The organism is Curtobacterium luteum (assembly GCF_001475545.1).
Classification (GTDB): Bacteria; Actinomycetota; Actinomycetes; order Actinomycetales; family Microbacteriaceae; genus Curtobacterium; species Curtobacterium luteum_A.
Map to the genome: position 1 here is coordinate 56,077 of NZ_LDQC01000022.1, position 17,907 is coordinate 73,983.

General features: G+C 68.7%; 15 protein-coding genes and 3 tRNA genes. 10 read left to right on the forward strand and 8 right to left on the reverse strand.

What is annotated here, in order from left to right; all coding sequences use genetic code 11:
• Positions 1 to 90 precede the first annotated feature (90 nt).
• Entirely contained in the window at positions 91 to 1,113 is a 1,023-nt protein-coding gene (locus NS184_RS03740; protein ID WP_058724793.1) for a LacI family DNA-binding transcriptional regulator, read from the forward strand.
• A gap of 339 nt (positions 1,114 to 1,452) precedes the next feature.
• Here NS184_RS03740 and NS184_RS03745 read toward each other — a convergent pair.
• A tRNA-Leu gene (locus tag NS184_RS03745) sits at positions 1,453 to 1,539 on the reverse strand.
• Between the two features lie 86 nt (positions 1,540 to 1,625).
• Here NS184_RS03745 and NS184_RS03750 point away from each other — a divergent pair.
• The 7 genes from NS184_RS03750 to pknB all read left to right on the forward strand — a co-directional run bounded on the left by NS184_RS03750 (position 1,626) and on the right by pknB (position 10,811).
• Complete coding sequence (locus tag NS184_RS03750; protein ID WP_058724794.1) at positions 1,626 to 2,306, forward strand: FhaA domain-containing protein; 681 nt, start codon at positions 1,626 to 1,628, stop codon at positions 2,304 to 2,306.
• A complete protein-coding gene (locus NS184_RS03755; protein WP_058724795.1) occupies positions 2,303 to 2,848 on the forward strand; it encodes an FHA domain-containing protein FhaB/FipA in 546 nt (181 codons plus the stop codon). The genes NS184_RS03750 and NS184_RS03755 overlap by 4 nt, the downstream gene beginning before the upstream one ends.
• A 6-nt stretch (positions 2,849 to 2,854) precedes the next feature.
• Positions 2,855 to 4,207: a Stp1/IreP family PP2C-type Ser/Thr phosphatase gene (locus NS184_RS03760; protein ID WP_058724796.1), complete on the forward strand. Its 1,353-nt coding sequence runs from the start codon at positions 2,855 to 2,857 to the stop codon at positions 4,205 to 4,207.
• A complete protein-coding gene (locus NS184_RS03765; protein ID WP_058724797.1) occupies positions 4,204 to 5,640 on the forward strand; it encodes an FtsW/RodA/SpoVE family cell cycle protein in 1,437 nt (478 codons plus the stop codon). Before NS184_RS03760 ends, NS184_RS03765 begins: the two co-directional genes overlap by 4 nt.
• Complete coding sequence (locus NS184_RS03770) at positions 5,637 to 7,094, forward strand: peptidoglycan D,D-transpeptidase FtsI family protein (protein WP_058724798.1); 1,458 nt, start codon at positions 5,637 to 5,639, stop codon at positions 7,092 to 7,094. Before NS184_RS03765 ends, NS184_RS03770 begins: the two co-directional genes overlap by 4 nt.
• Positions 7,091 to 8,875, forward strand: coding sequence for a protein kinase domain-containing protein (locus NS184_RS03775; RefSeq protein WP_058724799.1), 1,785 nt, complete (start codon positions 7,091 to 7,093; stop codon positions 8,873 to 8,875). The genes NS184_RS03770 and NS184_RS03775 overlap by 4 nt, the downstream gene beginning before the upstream one ends.
• Before the next feature lie 115 nt (positions 8,876 to 8,990).
• Positions 8,991 to 10,811, forward strand: a complete 1,821-nt coding sequence (gene pknB / locus NS184_RS03780) for a Stk1 family PASTA domain-containing Ser/Thr kinase (RefSeq protein ID WP_275935017.1) — start codon at positions 8,991 to 8,993, stop codon at positions 10,809 to 10,811.
• A 137-nt stretch (positions 10,812 to 10,948) separates the two neighbouring features.
• On the opposite strand, the gene NS184_RS03785 is transcribed toward pknB, so the two are convergent.
• Positions 10,949 to 11,593, reverse strand: coding sequence for an anthranilate synthase component II (locus tag NS184_RS03785; protein WP_058724831.1), 645 nt, complete (start codon positions 11,591 to 11,593; stop codon positions 10,949 to 10,951).
• Between the two features lie 82 nt (positions 11,594 to 11,675).
• Between NS184_RS03785 and NS184_RS03790 the strand changes: the two genes are divergently transcribed.
• Positions 11,676 to 11,930 carry a cell division protein CrgA gene (locus NS184_RS03790; RefSeq protein ID WP_058724800.1) on the forward strand — a complete coding sequence of 85 codons (255 nt, stop codon included), beginning with the start codon at positions 11,676 to 11,678 and terminating at the stop codon, positions 11,928 to 11,930.
• A 336-nt stretch (positions 11,931 to 12,266) separates the two neighbouring features.
• Here NS184_RS03790 and NS184_RS03795 read toward each other — a convergent pair whose 3' ends face one another.
• Together NS184_RS03795 and NS184_RS03800 are read right to left on the reverse strand one after the other, a co-directional pair.
• Complete coding sequence (locus tag NS184_RS03795) at positions 12,267 to 13,118, reverse strand: rhomboid family intramembrane serine protease (protein WP_058724801.1); 852 nt, start codon at positions 13,116 to 13,118, stop codon at positions 12,267 to 12,269.
• A gap of 5 nt (positions 13,119 to 13,123) precedes the next feature.
• Positions 13,124 to 13,663, reverse strand: coding sequence for a peptidylprolyl isomerase (locus tag NS184_RS03800; RefSeq protein WP_058724802.1), 540 nt, complete (start codon positions 13,661 to 13,663; stop codon positions 13,124 to 13,126).
• Between the two features lie 116 nt (positions 13,664 to 13,779).
• Here NS184_RS03800 and NS184_RS03805 point away from each other — a divergent pair, with 116 nt between their 5' ends.
• A complete protein-coding gene (locus tag NS184_RS03805) occupies positions 13,780 to 14,352 on the forward strand; it encodes a hypothetical protein (RefSeq protein ID WP_058724803.1) in 573 nt (190 codons plus the stop codon).
• 233 nt (positions 14,353 to 14,585) lie between these two features.
• Here NS184_RS03805 and NS184_RS03810 read toward each other — a convergent pair.
• The 4 genes from NS184_RS03810 to gyrA all read right to left on the reverse strand — a co-directional run bounded on the left by NS184_RS03810 (position 14,586) and on the right by gyrA (position 17,879).
• Positions 14,586 to 14,658, reverse strand: a tRNA-Ala gene (locus NS184_RS03810).
• 32 nt (positions 14,659 to 14,690) lie between these two features.
• A tRNA-Ile gene (locus NS184_RS03815) sits at positions 14,691 to 14,767 on the reverse strand.
• 75 nt (positions 14,768 to 14,842) lie between these two features.
• Positions 14,843 to 15,250 carry a DUF3566 domain-containing protein gene (locus tag NS184_RS03820; RefSeq protein WP_022904049.1) on the reverse strand — a complete coding sequence of 136 codons (408 nt, stop codon included), beginning with the start codon at positions 15,248 to 15,250 and terminating at the stop codon, positions 14,843 to 14,845.
• Complete coding sequence (gyrA, locus tag NS184_RS03825) at positions 15,243 to 17,879, reverse strand: DNA gyrase subunit A (protein ID WP_242862961.1); 2,637 nt, start codon at positions 17,877 to 17,879, stop codon at positions 15,243 to 15,245. Before gyrA ends, NS184_RS03820 begins: the two co-directional genes overlap by 8 nt.
• Positions 17,880 to 17,907: the final 28 nt, after the last annotated feature.

Sequence of the window (17,907 nt, forward strand, 5' to 3'; positions counted from 1 at the left end):
CTGGGAGCGCTCCCAGAGTGAACACCAGCGCGCCGCCGATGTCAACACCGACCGGTCGTCCCCGCCGTCGCGGCCGGATACGCTTGCGGCATGTCCGACGTCCGTGCCGCCCGTTCCCGCGCCACGATCCAGGACGTCGCGGACGAAGCCGGCCTCTCCCGGGGCACGGTCTCCCGCGTCCTCAACGACGAACCGTACGTCTCACCGAAGGCCCGCGAAGCGGTGCAGGAAGCCGTCCGTCGCGTCGGGTACGTCCGCAGCGCCGCAGCTCGCAGCCTGGTCACCCGCCGCTCCGGAGCGGTGGCGCTCATCGTGCACGAGCCCTCGGTCCAGGTGCTCGACGACCCGAACATCGGGAACATCCTCATCGGCACGAACTCCGTGCTGTCCGAGGCCGACCAGCAGCTCGTGACGATCATGGTCGACTCCGCCCGCGACAACGAGCGCGTGGTCGAGTACCTCCGCGGCGGGTTCGTCGACGGTGCGATCGTGCTCTCCGCCCGCGACGGCGACGCCGTGACCCGGGCCGTCGAGGAGATCGGGCTGCCCGCGTGCTTCGTCGGCCACCCGTCGGACGCGCCGAACACCTCGTACATCGCGATCGACAACCGCGCGGCCGCGTTCGAGATCACGAGTCGACTCGTGGAGACCGGACGGCGGCGGATCGGCATGCTCGCGTCCGGACTCGACCGCGACTCCGGGCAAGATCGTCTCGCGGGCTTCGAGGCCGCACTCGGCGACCGCTTCGACCCCGCGCTCGTCGCCCCGAACCCGCTCTTCAGCTACACCGCCGGCGTCGAGGGCATGCGCGAGCTGCTCGACCGGGCCCCCGACATCGACGGCGTGTTCGCCGCGTCGGACGCCGTCGCCGCGGGGGCGATGGATGTCCTGCAGCGTGCCGGGCGCTCGGTCCCGGGCGACGTCGGCGTGGTCGGGTTCGACGACAGCGCCTGGGCGCTCCGCTGCGACCCGCCGCTCTCCACCGTTCGGCAGCCGGCGAAGACCCTCGGCGAGCACGCGGCACGCCAGGTCCTCGCGCAGATCTCCGGCACCGACGACGGTCCGCACGGACTGATCCTGCCGACCGAGGTCGTCTGGCGCGCGAGCGCCTGACACGGCAGCGCCGAGGCACCGGGGTCGTCTGGCGCGCGAGCGCCGAGGCGGGGTCGTGTCCGGCGCGCGAGCCTGACACGGCACCGCCGAGGCGCCGTCCGCCCGGTCGTGTTCCCGCGCTGCTGGCGGTCCAACGGCCGTCACGGCGCCGGACGTCGTCCGCCGGAGCACGTGCCAGCCGTGGGCGCCGCGGCCAGCGGGGCGGAGGCGAGTCGTGCCTCCAGGCCGGGTCACGCGCCGCGCACGGACGGACACGGAGGGAATGCAACGGACGCGCGCGGATCGCAACAGGCCCCCGGATTCCTCCGGGGGCCTGTTGCCTGTCTGGTGTTCCCAGTCTGGTGCGCGAGGGGGGACTTGAACCCCCACGCCGTTTCCAGCACACGGACCTGAACCGTGCGCGTCTACCAATTCCGCCACTCGCGCCAGCCCCAGAACACTACCATGCACAGACGCCCCCAGGTGCCAGCCACTACCATGCAGGGGTCCCTGACCGAGAACACTGGAGACCCATGGGCCTGTTGGACAGCTTCGAGCGGGGGTTGGAGCGCGCCGTGAACGGTGCGTTCGCCAAGACCTTCCGCTCCGGCGTGCAGCCCGTCGAGATCTCGAGCGCTCTCCGGCGCGAGCTCGACACGAAGGCCGCCGTCGTCTCGCGCGAGCGCATCCTCGTCCCCAACGAGTTCACCGTCCGGCTCGCGCCGCCGGACTGCACGCGCATGGCGGACATCGGGCAGCCGCTCATCGACGAGCTGCGGCAGATGGTGCAGCAGCACGCGGTGGCGCAGAACTACTCGTTCTCCGGCCCCGTGGCGATCACGCTCAAGCAGGACGGCACGCTGTCCACCGGGATCCTGCAGATCGACTCCTCGACCGTGCAGCGTGACGTGGCCTGGGTCGCGGTCCTCGACATCGGCAGCCAGCGGCACAAGCTGCAGCGCGGTCGCACGGTCATCGGGCGCGGCTCCGACGCCGACATCACCGTCGCGGACACCGGCACGAGCCGCAAGCACGTCGAGGTGATCTGGGACGGCAAGCACGCCCAGGCCAACGACCTCGGGTCGACGAACGGCTCGAAGCTGAACGGTGAACGCTTCCAGCAGGCGATCGTGGAGCCGGACTCCACCATCGAGATCGGTCGTACCCGTATGGTGTTCCGGGTGATCCCGGAGAACGACGGAGGTGCTCGATGACCACGGGGCTGACCCTGCTCGTCCTGCGCTTCGCGTTCCTCGCGGTGCTCTGGCTGTTCGTGTTCGTGATCGTCTTCGCCCTGCGGAGCGACCTGTTCGGCCAGCGCGTCCGCACGATCCCGACCGACCCGAAGGCAGCGCCGTCCGGCCCGACCACCCCGTCGGTCCCGAGCGCCGCGATGACCGCCCCCGCCTCGGCCGGGGCGTTCACGGAACTCATCGACCAGGGCGGCACCGCGTCGAACACCGCCGTCGCCACCCGACTCGTCATCACCGAGGGATCGCGCGAGGGCATGGAGATGCCACTCGGCGGTGGTCCGATCACCATCGGACGCTCGAGCGAGTCCAACGTCGTCATCCGTGACGACTACACGTCCACCAACCACGCCCGACTCGATCTGCGTGCCGAGGGATGGGTCGTCACCGACCTCGAGTCCACCAACGGCACGTTCGTCAACGGTCAGAAGGTGACCTCCCCGGTGCTCGTCGCCGAGGGGACGCCCATCACGATCGGGACGACGACGTTCGAGCTGCGGCGGTAGGCGCGGATGACCGCACGGACGCTGAGTGCCGCTGTGTCCCACGTGGGGCGCATCCGCGCGAACAACCAGGACTCCGGCTACGCCGGGGCACACCTGTTCGCGGTGGCGGACGGCATGGGCGGGCACGCCGGCGGCGACGTCGCCTCGGCGATCGCGATCCGCCGCATCCGCGAGGTCGACCGCGAGTTCCCGTCCGCGCACGACGCGGAGTTCGCCCTGCAGTCGGCACTCATCGCGGCCAACCAGCTCATCACCGAGACGGTCTTCGAGCACCAGGAGCTCACCGGCATGGGCACCACGGTGTCCGCACTCATCCGGGTCGGCGACCAGATCGCGATCGCGCACATCGGCGACTCCCGCATCTACCGCTTCCGTGACGGCGAGCTCCAGCAGATCACGTCCGACCACACCTTCGTGCAGCGCCTCGTCGACAGCGGACGCATCACCCCGGAGGAGGCCGCGGTCCACCCGCGACGCTCGGTGCTCATGCGAGTGCTCGGGGACGTCGACGCGGCGCCCGAGGTCGACACCGCGGTCATGGACATCCAGCCGGGCGACCGCTGGCTGCTCTGCTCCGACGGCCTGTCCTCCTACCTCGCCGAGGAGCGCATCCGACACGCGCTCGCGTCGAACATGGACGCGAACCAGGCCACCCAGCGCCTGGTCAAGGAGACGCTGGACCACGGTGCTCCGGACAACGTCACCGTCGTCGTGATGGACGTCACGGACGCCGACGTCGTCGACGAGGACGACGCCGCCACGACGGTCGGTTCGGCCGCTGCACCGCTGACGTTCGAGGCATCGACCGGCCGGAAGCCGATCCGCCTCCCCACGATCCTGCTGCACCCGCTCAAGGTCACCACGGCCCCGGAGGACTCGCACTTCGAGCCCGAGTCGGACCAGTTCTTCGCCGAACTCATCGCGGAGGACCGCCGTCGCCGGGTCCGTCGCCGCGTGGCCTGGAGCATCGCACTCGTCGTCGCGATCGCAGCCCTCGTCGGCGCCGTGTTCCTCGGCTGGCGCATCACGCAGGACCACTACTACGTCGGGTCCGACCGCGGGACGGTGGCGATCTACAAGGGCGTCCAGCAGTCGATCGGTCCGATCGCGCTCTCCGACGTCTACGAGGACACCGACATCAGCGTGAGCGGGCTGCCCGAGTACACGCGCGAGAACGTCCGCTCGACCATCAACGCGCAGTCGCTCTCCGACGCCCGCGAGATCGTCGACCGGTTGCGGAAGGCCGCGGAGACCGGTCAGGACCAGGCGGGGACCGGCGGCTCGTCGCCGTCGGCGTCGCCCTCCGCGACCGGTTCCCCGACGCCGTCGCCGTCACCCACCCCCGGGAAGAAGCGATGAGCAACGCGACCGCCCAGTCCTTCACGCAGGCGATCACGATCAAGCTGCGCGAACCCGCGCGGGCCCGGAACCTCGAGCTCGTGCTGCTCGTCATCGCCTGCGGCATCTGCGCGGGCGCGATGGTGCTCGTGCAGCTCGGCACGAAGGGGCGGCTCTTCGACACCTCCGTGCTGTGGATCGGTGCGACCATCCTCGGTCTGGCGCTGATCATGCACGTCGTGCTGCGGGTCGTCGCGAAGAACGCCGACCCGTTCATCCTGCCGGTCGCCCTGGCCCTGAACGGCATCGGCATCGCCGAGATCTACCGCATCGACGTCCACAACGGTCTGACCGGCTGGGCGGCGATCGGCGTCAAGCAGATCGTCTGGACGATCCTGGCGATGGCGGTGGCGATCATCGTCCTGCTCGTCGTCCGCAACCACCGGTTCCTGCAGCGGTACCGCTACATCTTCATGCTGCTGACGATCGTGCTGCTCCTGCTGCCGATGTTGCCGGTGATCGGGTACGCGCCGGGCGGCGCGCGCGTCTGGATCCGGCTCGGTCCGTTCTCCTTCCAGCCCGGCGAGCTCGCGAAGATCACCATGGCGCTGTTCTTCGCTGGCTACCTCGTCACGGCGCGCGACTCGTTGTCCATCGTGGGCAAGAAGTTCCTCGGCATGACACTCCCGCGGGCGCGGGACCTGGGCCCCATCCTCATCATCTGGGCCGCGGCGATGAGCGTCCTCGTCTTCCAGCGCGACCTCGGCACCGCGCTGCTCTACTTCGGCCTGTTCCTCGTGATGATCTACGTCGCGACGGCACGGCTCAGCTGGGTGCTCATCGGGCTCGTGCTGTTCGTCGGCGGCGCTCTGGTCGCGCAGTCCGTCCTCGTGTACGTGCACGGCCGCTTCGAGCAGTGGCTGAACCCCTTCGACAACGCGATCTACAACGCCGACACCCAGGCCAGCTACCAACTCGTGCAGGGCCTGTTCGGATTCGCGAACGGTGGCATCACCGGCACGGGGCTCGGGCAGGGCCGGCCGTACATCACCCCGGTGGCGAACGCCGACTACATCATCGCGTCCCTCGGCGAGGAGCTCGGCTTGATCGGCGTCTTCGCGATCCTGGCCCTCTTCATCATCTTCGCCTCGCGCGGCATCCGTGTCGGCTTCATGGCGCAGGACGACTTCGGCAAGCTCCTCGGCGTGGGTTTCGGCTTCACCATCGCCCTGCAGGTCTTCGTCGTCGTCGGTGGCATCACGCGCGTCATCCCCGTGACCGGCCTGACGACACCGTTCATGGCCGCCGGTGGTTCCTCGCTGATCGCGAACTGGATCATCGCCGCGATGCTGCTGCGCCTGACGGACTCGATCCCAGCCGAACAGCGCGTGCAGCAGGGGTCGATCCCGGCTGCGCGCGGACGAGGGGCGAACCGGAAGGAGCGTGCCCGGTGAACCGACAACTCCGCGGTGTGTCCACCGTCATCGTGCTCATGTTCGTCGCGCTCTTCGTGTCGACGACGTCGATCCAGTTCTTCTCGGCCGAACAGCTCCGCGCGGACCCCCGCAACTCCCGGACGATCCTCGCGAGCTACTCGACGAAGCGCGGTGCGATCCTCGTCGACGGCAGCCCGATCGCGGAGTCCTCGCCTTCGGACGACCAGTACCAGTACCAGCGGAAGTACACGAACGGCGAGCTCTACTCGGCGGTCACGGGGTACTTCACGATCGGTCAGGGCAACTCCGGCATCGAGAGCGCCGAGAACGGGGTGCTGTCGGGCAACTCCGACGCGTCGTTCTTCCAGAACCTCAACGCGATCCTCACCGGTCAGGACGTGCAGGGCGACAACGTCAACCTGACGATCGACCCGGACGTGCAGAAGGCCGCGTACGACGCCCTGGGCTCGAACACCGGCGCCGTGGTGGCGATCCAGCCGAAGACCGGCAAGATCCTGGCGATGGTGTCGAAGGAGTCGTACGACCCGAACGTCCTGACCTCGCACGACACCGCGGACGTCGTCGCGAAGTACAAGGCGCTCGAGCAGGCCGCCGGCCAGCCGCTGAAGAACCGTGCCATCGCGGGCGACCTCTACACGCCCGGCTCGGTGTTCAAGCTCATCGTGGCCTCGGCAGCGCTCGAGGGCGGCAAGTACACCCTCGACTCGACGTTCCCGAACCCGTCGCGTCTGCAGCTCCCCGGGACGAGCACGTACATCAACAACGCCGAGGGCGGCACGTGCGGGGGCGGCGACAAGGTCAAGCTCCGCACGGCGATCCAGTACTCGTGCAACATCCCGTTCGCTGAGCTCGGCCAGAAGCTCGGCTACGACGCGATCAAGAACATGGCGGACAAGTACGGGTTCGGCGACCAGATCGAGGTCCCGATGAAGGCCACCGCGAGCCAGTACCCCGACGTCAGCGACGACACGGCTCAGCTCATGCTCAGCGCGTTCGGCCAGGCGAGCGTCCGAGTGACCCCGCTCCAGATGGCGATGGTGTCGGCCGGCATCGCGAACGGCGGTACGGTGATGCAGCCGACGCTGATCGACTCGATCACGACGAGCGACCTCAAGACGGTCGAGTCGTTCTCGCCGAAGGAGTTCAGCAGCCCGCTGTCCTCCTCGGAGGCCGGGGACCTCACCGAGGCGATGCAGAGCGTCGTCAACGCGGGGACCGGTACGAACGCGAAGATCCCTGGGGTCGACGTCGCAGGCAAGACCGGGACCGCCGAGGGCGGGACCGGTGACCCCTACACGCTCTGGTTCACGGGCTTCGCTCCGGCGAAGGACCCGGAGGTCGCCGTCGCGGTCGTCGTCGGCAACGGCGGTGGTCTCGGGCAGTCCGGGGTCGGCAACACGGTCGCGGCCCCGGTCGCGAAGAAGGTCATGGAGGCGGTGCTGAACAAATGAGACCCACCAGCGGGCTCACCTTCGGTGGGCGGTACCAGCTCTCGTCCCGCGTCGCGATCGGCGGCATGGGTGAGGTGTGGCAGGCGACCGATCTGGTCATCGGCCGCACCGTCGCGCTCAAGATCCTCAAGGACGAGTACCTCGGCGACCCCGGGTTCCTCGAGCGCTTCCGCGCCGAGGCCCGGCACGCGGCGCTCGTCAACCACGAGGGCATCGCGAACGTCTTCGACTACGGCGAGGAGGACGGCAGCGCCTACCTCGTGATGGAGCTCGTCCCCGGCGAGGCCCTCTCCACCATGATCGAACGGGAGCACACCCTCCCGGTCGACAAGGTGCTCGACATCGTCGCCCAGACCGCGAACGCCCTGCAGGCCGCGCACGCCGTCGGTCTCGTGCACCGCGACATCAAGCCCGGCAACCTGCTCATCACGCCCGACGGTCGCGTCAAGATCACCGACTTCGGCATCGCGCGCATCGCCGACCAGGTCCCCCTGACCGCGACCGGCCAGGTCATGGGCACGGTGCAGTACCTCTCGCCGGAACAGGCGAGCGGGCACCCCGCGTCGCCGTCGACCGACATCTACTCGCTGGGCATCGTCGCGTACGAGTGCCTCGCAGGCCGGCGCCCCTTCACGGGCGAGTCGCAGGTCGCGATCGCGATGGCGCACATCAACGAGCAGCCCCCGGCACTCCCGGGCGACGTGCCGGAGCCGGTCTCCGCCCTCGTGATGTCCTGCATCGCCAAGAAGCCGGCGGACCGTCCCGCGACCGCGGCCAACCTGGCCCGTGCCGCCCAGGCACTCCGCCGCGGTGACGTCGCGGCGGCCACGGTCGCCGTCCCGATGCTCGCCGACGCCGGCACCGTGGCGTTCAACCCGCCGCAGCGGCAGGGTGACGACGCAGCGACCGCGCTCCTCGGCACCCAGGCCGGTGCGGCAGTCGGTGGCCCCCGGACGCCGCCGTCGCCCACGACGGAGGACGAGGAACCGAAGAAGAAGCGCGCCTGGATCTGGTGGCTGGTCGGCATCGTCGTCCTGCTCGCCATCGGCGGCGTGATCGCGGCGGTCGCCCTGAACGGCAACGCGGAACCCGAGACGCCGGCGTCGACCAGCTCGACCCCGCGATCGACGCCGACGAGGAGCACCCCGACTCCCACCCCGACGCAGGTGAGCCGGATCGACATCGACTCGTCGGACTACGTCGGACGTGCCACGAGTGACGTCGAGGCGGAGCTCCGGAACCTCGGACTGGTCCCGAACGTCGTCAACGGCGACCCCGCGACCGGCACGAACCAGGCGAACACGGTGCAGTCGCTCGACCCGACCGGCAGCCTGACCGCCGGCTCGACGATCACCATCCGGCAGTACACGACGCCCCCGACGGTGTCGAAGCCGGACAAGCCGACCGCCGGTGACGTCTCCGACAGCGGCGCCGTGACCTTCAGCTGGGGTGAGGCGACCTGCCCGACCGGGTACACCGTCTCCACCTACACGTGGAGCGTGCAGGGCGGACGCGACAGTTCCGGCGCGACGAGCGGTACGACCTCGTCGACGGCCGTCAACATCCAGGCGGACGCGGAGGGCGAGCCGGTCACGTTCAACTACTCGGTGACCTGTGGCGCCGGCGGCAGCGACCTGCAGAAGTCCCCCGGATCCGACACCGTCACGGTCACCTGGACCGCGGACGACGGGACGGACCCCGGAGACGGCACCGACCCCAGCGACGGCACGGACCCCGGGGCCGGCACGAACCCGAGCCAGGGCGCTCAGGACTCGAACTGACCCCCGATCGGGGGCTCGACACCGTTCCGTAACGGTTCGGTCCGAGCGCCCGTCACCAGCGTCCCACCAGGTCTGCCTGCCGTACACTTGGCCGGACGAACAGACGGAGGAGTACGTGCCAGAAGGTGTGACCGCGGGGATCACGCTCCTCGCCGACCGCTACGAGATCGGTGACGTCATCGGCCGTGGTGGCATGGCGACCGTGCACCTGGGCAACGACACCCGGCTCGGCCGCAAGGTGGCCGTCAAGCTGCTCAAGCCGAGCCTCGCCAACGACCCGGCGTTCCGGACGCGGTTCCGGCAGGAAGCCCAGTCCGCCGCCCGTATGGCACACCCGACGATCGTGCGTGTGTACGACGCGGGCGAAGAGACCGTCACGGAGACCTCCGGCGCCGAGGTCCAGGTCCCCTACATCGTCATGGAGCACGTCGAGGGACGCCCGCTCTCCGACATCATCGCGGAGGGTCCGGTCGCCCCGGCCGAGGCCGTCCGCATCACCGAGGGCATCCTCACCGCCCTCGAGTACTCGCACCGCGCCGGCGTCGTCCACCGTGACATCAAGCCGGCGAACATCATGGTCACGCACACCGGCCAGGTGAAGGTGATGGACTTCGGCATCGCCCGCGCCATCACGGACACCTCCGCCACGGTCGCACAGACCACCTCGATCCTCGGCACGGCGTCGTACTTCTCGCCGGAGCAGGCGCGCGGCGAGACCGTCGACGCCCGCACCGACCTCTACTCCACCGGTGTGGTCCTCTTCGAGCTGCTCACCGGACGTCCGCCGTTCATCGGCGACAGCCCGGTCGCCGTGGCCTACCAGCACGTGAGCGAGCAGCCGGCCGCACCGTCCACGATCGCAGCGGAGGTCTCGCCCGCCCTCGACGCGGTGACCCTCCACGCGCTCGTGAAGGACCGCACCCGCCGCTTCCAGAGCGCCGCGGAGTTCCGGACCGACCTCCAGCAGGCCGCCGCCGGACAGGTGCCGTCGTCGACGCGCAAGCTCCAGCAACAGCACGCGAACGACGCGTCGACCATGCTGTTCGGCGTCAACCCGCGCACCACGTCGAACCCGGCTGTGGCGTTCCGCGAACTCGACGACGACACCGCCGAGCACCGGCCGCAGCGCACGCAGAACCGCCCCCCGGTGGCCTGGATCTGGGTCGGGATCGTCCTCATCGTCGCGATCATCGCCGCGACGGTCTTCTTCGTCGCCAACCTGCAGCCCGGAAAGGCGCCCGTGTCGTCCTCGGTCACGGTCCCGAACGTCGTCGGCGCCACCTGGGACTCGGCGGCGTCGCGTCTGGAGAAGGACGACCTCGTCCCGGTCAAGGTCCCCGAGGCCTCGGACGACGTCGAACGCGGTTCCGTCATCCGGACCGAGCCCGGCTCGGGCAACACCGTCGCACGCAAGTACAAGGTGAACGTGGTCGTGTCCTCCGGGCCGGCCCAGGTCACCGTGCCCGACGTCGCCAACCAGACGCAGGACGCCGCCCAACAGGCACTCCAGGCCGCTGGGCTCGAGGTCGGTGCCGTCAGCTCCGACTACTCGTCGAGCGTGCCAGAGGGCACCGTGCTGAGCAGCGACCCGGGGAGCGGCTCGACCGCCACCAAGGGCACGGTCGTGAACCTCACGGTGTCCAACGGCAAGGTGCAGCTGCCCGACGTCACGAACCAGCAGTTCACCGCCGCGAACCAGACGCTGCAGAACCTGGGCCTGACGGTCGGGCAGAACCCGTCGTACTCCTGCACCGGCGGCCTGGTGACCCAGCAGGACCAGCCCGCGGGCGACATCGCGCAGGGCAGCACCGTCACGTTGACCTACTGCGCCGGTTCGGCGCAGCCGCCGCAGACCGAGCAGCCGTCACCCGGCGACTCCTCGGGCGGCAAGAGCGACGGCGGCAAGGGCGACGGCGGCAAGCGCGGCGACGGCTGACGCCGGTCCGACCGGGAGGCCCGTCACGGGTTCCTGACTGCCCGCGCGGAGGCGCTGGTCGCTTCGGCCGCAGGGCGGCGTGGACCGGCCGTCGATGCGCCGGTGCGGCTCCGCCGACCGCCGGCCGGTCGGGATCGTCAGGGACGGTGCGCCGCGATGAGCGGGGTGAGTCCGGCTGCGCGTTCCGCGGCTCCGTCCAGCCCGGTCGTCCGGAGCCAGTTGCCCACCATCCGGTACCCACCCTCCGTGAGGACGGACTCCGGGTGGAACTGCACACCGTAGACCGGGTGATCGCGGTGCTCCACCCCCATGATCACGCCGCCCCCGGTTCGAGCAGTGACGACGAGTTCGTCGGGGACGGTGCCGTCGACGATCGCCAGGGAGTGGTAGCGCGTCGCCGTGAAGGGGTGGGGCACACCGGCGAAGAGCGTGCTGTCGTCGTGGTCGACCTGCGACGTCTTGCCGTGCATCAGCTCGTCCGCATGGGTCACGGTCGCTCCGAGGGCCTCGGCGATGGCCTGGTGACCGAGGCAGACGCCCAGCAGCGGTTTGTCGGCTGTGATGGCGGCACGGACGGTCGGGATCGAGACGCCGGCGTCCGCAGGGGTTCCCGGACCCGGGGAGAGGAGCACGCCGTCGTAGTCGGCGATGCGCTCGGCGATCTCCTCCTCGGAGAACGAGTCGTTGCGGACGACGTCCGTCTCGGCGCCCAGTTGCTGGACGTACCCGTTCAGCGTGTAGACGAAGCTGTCGTAGTTGTCGACGACGAGGATCTTGGTCATGAGCGGTTCACCGTACTCCTGAGGGATGTGCACAGTCGGAACGGGGCCTCTGCACACCTGTGTTGACGGTAGGATACCGGCCATGGCCAAGGACAAGGACCGCACCAAGCCCGCCCGGAGGACCCGAGCCGACTCGGTCGACACCGCGGGGGACAGCCCGAACCCCGTGTGGTTCAAGCCGGTCATGTTCGGGTTCATGCTCCTCGGGCTTGCCTGGGTGATCGTGTTCTACGTGTCCCAGGGCACGCTCCCGGTGCCGTCGCTCGATTCGTGGAACATCCTCATCGGCTTCGGCATCATGTTCATCGGCTTCCTGATGACGACGCGGTGGCGCTGACCGCCCTCCACTGTCCTCGACGCCCGTCGTGCCGATCGGCACGACGGGCGTCGTCGTTTGTCCACAAGCTTCGCGTTGCCAACGACACCGGTGGGCGTCTTCTCCACCGATCGTCCACAACTCTCCACATTTTCCACACCGCTCTCCACACCTTGGTCCCGGAGTTATCCACAAGTGAATCCACAGTGGGGATAATCACACCCGTGTAACTCACCGATCTGTCCACAGCTGTGGAAAACTCCGCGGCGAGGCTGTGGAATCCGCTCCGTACGGCTCGGATGACGAACGCCCCGCCGCACAGAGCGACGGGGCGTTCGAACGAACTGGCCGGGATGCCTACCCGAGGAGCGCCGCGTAGCCGACGCCGATGCCCGCCAGCAGGACGACGGCCTCGCCGACGAGCAAGCCGATCTGCAGCCCGCGCTGCCGGACGTTCCGTGTCTTCGAGAAGACGAACCCGGTGATGAACCCGAGCACGATCCCACCGACGTGCGCCTGCCACGAGATGTTCGTGCCCGGGAGGAACCCGACGATCAGGTTCAGTCCCATGATCACGAGCAGCTGCACCGCGTTGTACCCGAGGCTCCGCTGGATCACGAAGAACGCGGCGAACAGGCCGAAGATCGCGCCGGAAGCACCGACCACCGGTGTCTGCGGGCTGAGCAGCGTGACGGCGAGGTCACCGCCCAGGCCGGCGAGGAAGAACAGCGCCACGAACCGCCAGGTCCCGAGCATGTTCTCGAGCATCCGCCCGAAGATCCACACCGCCCACATGTTGAACAGGATGTGGAAGAACGACGAGTGCACGAACAGCCCGGTCACGATCCGCCACGGCTGGCTGCCGAGGAGGACGGTGTCGTACGCCAGGTACAGGTTGACGTAACCGCCGGCGACCTGGTTCAGCAGCCAGAGCGCCGCGGAGACGATGACGATGACGAGCGTCGCCTTCTGGTCGAGCATCGCGAATCGACGACGAGCGACCGTCAAACCGCTCGGGGCGCCGGATGCCCGGCGGTTCGCCTGGAACTGTGCCCGCTGCTCACGCACGCACTCGGGGCAGTGCACACCGACCGCCGCCGGCGTCTGGCACTCGGGGCAGATCGTCCGGCCACACCGCTGGCAGAGCACGAAGCTCTGCCGGTCGGGGTGCCGGTAGCAGGTGTTCGGGTTGGACGCCGGGTCGGTCAACGGGTTCAGACGTCCTCGACGTCGATGCTCTCGATGACGACGTCCTCGAGCGGCTTGTCACGGCCATCGGTCGGCACGCCTTCGATTGCGTCGACGACCTTGCGCGACTCGTCGTCCGCGACCTCACCGAAGATGGTGTGCTTGCCCTGCAGCCACGGCGTCGCGACGGTCGTGATGAAGAACTGCGAGCCGTTCGTCCCGCGGCCACCCTGGACGCCGGCGTTGGCCATCGCGAAGATGTAGGGGTTCTGGAAGGTGAGCTCCGGGTGGATCTCGTCGTCGAACCGGTAGCCCGGGCCGCCGATGCCCTGACCGAGCGGGTCGCCGCCCTGGATCATGAAGTCCTTGATGATGCGGTGGAAGATGACGCCGTCGTAGAGCTTGTCGGTCGAGACCTTGCCCGTACCGGGGTGGGTCCACTCCTGCTTGCCCGTCGCGAGGTCGACGAAGTTCTTGACGGTCTTGGGGGCGTGGTTGCCGAACAGGTTGACGCGGATGTCGCCCTTGTTGGTGTGGATCGTTGCGACAGCGGTGTGCAGAGACATGTTCCGATTCTCGCATGTACTGCCGACGTCCAGACGGTACGCACAGGCAAGCCTCCGTGACCTGTCAGCCGCCGCGGTGGCAGGATGGGGGAACGCCGATCCTGTGGAGGTACCAGATGACGATCGAGATCCCGCGCAAGCGCAGGAAGCAGATCAAGAAGCTCAAGGGCAAGACCGCCTCGCTCCTCGGTGAGCAGCGCAAGGTCCTCGAGCACGCGAACGCGATCCTGGCCGAGGCCCGCTCGAACGCCGCCGATGCCGCGCGCAAGGACATCGCCCCCCGCGTGCAGAACGCCATCGACAACGGGATCCGTCCTGCCGTCGCCACGGGCGTGCACGCCACGAAGAGCGCTGCCCAGACCGCCTCGCACCGCTTCCAGACCGAGGTCGTCCCCGGCCTCGTGGCGACGGCGGGCTCTGTGATGAGCGTCAAGGACCTCGCGAGCGACCCGCGCGTCAAGAAGATCGTCAAGGAGGCCCAGAAGAAGGGCAAGAAGGCGAAGAAGACCGCGGAGAAGTACGTGCCCCACCAGAAGAAGAAGGGGCTCGGCTTCGGCGGCGTCGCACTGATCGTCGTCGGTGTCGTCGCCGTCGCGGGCGCTGCCTACGCGGCGTACCAGACGCTCCGCGCCGACGACGACCTCTGGGTCGCCGACGACGCCGACACGGCGGAGAAGCCCGCCGCCTGACCTCCTCGGTTCGTACGAAGGCCTCCGGCTCGTGCCGGGGGCCTTCGTCGTCCGCGGGGCGCCCGCCGGCCGAACGGACGATCCGGCCGGTCGCGTGGGCAATGCCACACCCGACGCTCAGCTCTGCCGCTCAACACGACCATCGCGGAGCGGCGCGCCGAAGGCGCTGACCAGCACGACGACCGAACGCGGCGGAGCGAGGGACGAGCGACGCAGCGTTCGCCCTGAGGGAGTGGAGCCTAGGAGAATCGAACTCCTGACATCCTGCTTGCAAAGCAGGCGCTCTACCAACTGAGCTAAGGCCCCGGGAGGTCCAGCGTACTGGACCGGGAGGGAGATGGTGGGGCTACAAGGACTTGAACCTTGGACCTCTTCGTTATCAGCGAAGCGCTCTAACCGCCTGAGCTATAGCCCCTCAGACCAGATGAGAGCCTACCGTACCGATCTCGCAGAACGAAATCGAGCGCTCGACCTCATCCGGCCGGGTGTGTCAGTTGTTCGTGAAGCCGACGAGCAGGCCGCCGGTGATCCGCACACTGAGGTTGTAGAGGACGCTCACGATCGCGCCGAGCACGGTGCCGACGACCACGTTGAGGATGCCCACGACGATCGAGAACCCGAGCACCTGGCCCAGTGAGAACTGGTCCATGATCGAGTAGTTGTTCTGGCCGGTGACGTCCTTCAGCAGGGCGTCCACCTGGGTGAACACGCCCGTCTGGTTCAGGATCACCCACACCAACGCCGTGGCGACGACGATGACGATCGACCCGGCGAGGGCGATGAGGAAGCTGAGCTTCACCATCGACCAGAAGTCGACGTACACCAGCCGCAGGCGCACCTGTCGGGTGCCGACGGGCCGCTTCGCCTTCTTCTGGAGCTTCTCGGCGACACTACTCATTGCTTGACTGGTCCTCTCCGGCCTCGCGGTCGGCGGGCTGGTCGTCGGCTGCTTCGGTCGGGCTGACCGTCTCCACCGGGCCCGCGGGCTCGATCTCGGCGTCGTCCTGGTCGTCCAGGTTCCGCTCACTGTTCCGGGCCACTGCGATGATGCGGTCGTTGTCCGCGAACCTCGCGAAGACGACGCCCATCGTGTCGCGGCCCTTGGCGGGCACCTCGGCCACGGCAGACCTTACCACCTTGCCCGATTGCAGCACGACGAGCACCTCGTCGTCCTCACCGACGATGAGAGCCCCCACAAGGTCGCCCCGGTCGGCGGCGAGCTTGGCCACCTTGATGCCGAGACCACCGCGGCCCTGCACGCGGTACTGGTCGACGGAGGTGCGCTTCGCGTACCCGCCCTCGGTCATCACCCAGACGTAGCCGTCGTCCGACACGACCCGCGCCGCGAGCAAGGCGTCGTCGTCACGGAAGGACATGCCCTTCACACCCGAGGTCGACCGCCCCATCGGGCGGAGTGCGTCGTTCGACGCGGTGAAGCGCAGCGACATGCCGTGCTTCGACACGAGGAGCAGGTCATCGGTCTCGTCGACGAGCAGCGCCTGGACGAGGGTGTCCCCGTCCCGGAGGTTGATCGCGATGATGCCGCCGCTGCGGTTCGTGTCGTACTCGGTGAGTGCGGTCTTCTTGACGAGTCCGTGCGCCGTGGCGAGCACGAGGTACTGGGCAGCCTCGTAGTCGCGGATGTCCAGGACCTGCTGGATCTGCTCGTCGGGCTGCATGGCGAGCAGGTTGGCGACGTGCTGGCCCTTGGCGTCGCGGCCACCCTCCTGGAGTTCGTACGCCTTGGCGCGGTACACCCGGCCCTGGTCGGTCAGGAACAGCAGCCAGTGGTGCGTCGTGGTGACGAAGAAGTGCTCGACGATGTCATCGGCGCGGAGCTGGGCACCCTTCACGCCACGTCCGCCGCGGTGCTGCGACCGGTAGTTGTCGCTGCGCGTGCGCTTCACGTAGCCACCGCGGGTGATGGTGACGACCATCTCCTCTTCGGGGATGAGGTCTTCCATCGACATGTCGCCGTCGAAGCCGAGCATGATCTCGCTGCGACGGTCGTCCCCGAAGCGCGCGACGATCTCGTCGAGCTCCTCGATGATGATGGCGCGCTGCCGTTCGGGCTTGGCGAGGATGTCGTTGAAGTCGGCGATCTTCCGCTCGAGTTCCTCGGCCTCGTCGTGGATCTTCTGGCGCTCGAGTGCCGCCAGGCGGCGGAGCTGGAGCTCGAGGATCGCGCGTGCCTGGATCTCGTCGACGTCGAGGAGCTCCATCAGGCCGGAGCGGGCCTCTTCGGCGTCGGGCGACCGGCGGATGAGCGCGATGACCTCGTCGAGCGCGTCGAGGGCCTTGAGGTAACCGCGCAGGATGTGCGCGCGCTTCTCGGCCTCGCGGAGCCGGTACTGGGTCCGGCGGACGATGACGTCGATCTGGTGGTCGACCCAGGCGGAGATGAACCCGTCGAGCGCGAGGGTGCGAGGCACACCGTCGACGATCGCGAGCATGTTCGCGCCGAAGTTCTCCTGCAGCTGCGTGTGCTTGTACAGGTTGTTGAGGACGACCTTCGCCACCGCGTCGCGCTTCAGCACGATGACCAGACGCTGACCCGTCCGGCCGGAGGTCTCGTCGCGGATGTCGGCGATGCCGGCGAGCTTGCCGTCCTTCACGCCCTCGGCGATCTTGATCGCGAGGTTGTCCGGGTTCACCTGGTACGGCAGCTCGGTGACGACGAGGCAGGTGCGACCCTGGATCTCCTCGACGTTGACGACGGCACGCATGGTGATCGAGCCGCGTCCGGTCCGGTAGGCGTCCTGGATGCCCTTGGTGCCCAGGATCTGGGCACCGGTCGGGAAGTCCGGGCCCTTGATCCGCTGCATGAGCGCGGTGAGGAGTTCCTCGCGCGTGGCCTCGGGGTTCTCGAGCGCCCACTTCGCGCCGTCCGCGACCTCGCGGAGGTTGTGCGGCGGGATGTTCGTCGCCATGCCGACGGCGATGCCGACCGAGCCGTTGACGAGGAGGTTCGGGAACCGCGACGGCAGGATCGCCGGCTCCTGGGTACGACCGTCGTAGTTGTCCTGGAAGTCGACGGTCTCTTCCTCGATGTCCCGCACCATCTCGAGCGCGAGCGGGGCCATCTTGGTCTCGGTGTACCGCGGAGCCGCGGCGCCGTCGTTGCCGGCGGAGCCGAAGTTGCCCTGGCCGAGCGCGAGCGGGTACCGCAGGGACCACGGCTGGACGAGGCGGACGAGTGCGTCGTAGATCGCCGAGTCACCGTGCGGGTGGAACTGGCCCATGACGTCGCCGACGACGCGGGAGCACTTCGAGAACGCCCGGTCTGGGCGGTAGCCGCCGTCGTACATCGCGTAGAGGACGCGGCGGTGCACCGGCTTGAGCCCGTCACGGACCTCCGGCAGCGCACGTCCGACGATGACCGACATCGCGTAGTCGAGGTAGGACCGCTGCATCTCGAGCTGCAGGTCGACCTGCGAGATGCGGTCGCCGGAGACGACGATGTCCCCGCTGTCACCGTGCACGATCTCGGGCTGCTCGTCGGCGCCGTTCTCGTTGTCGTCAGCCATGTGGCTTCGTTCCCTTTCTGGACAGCCT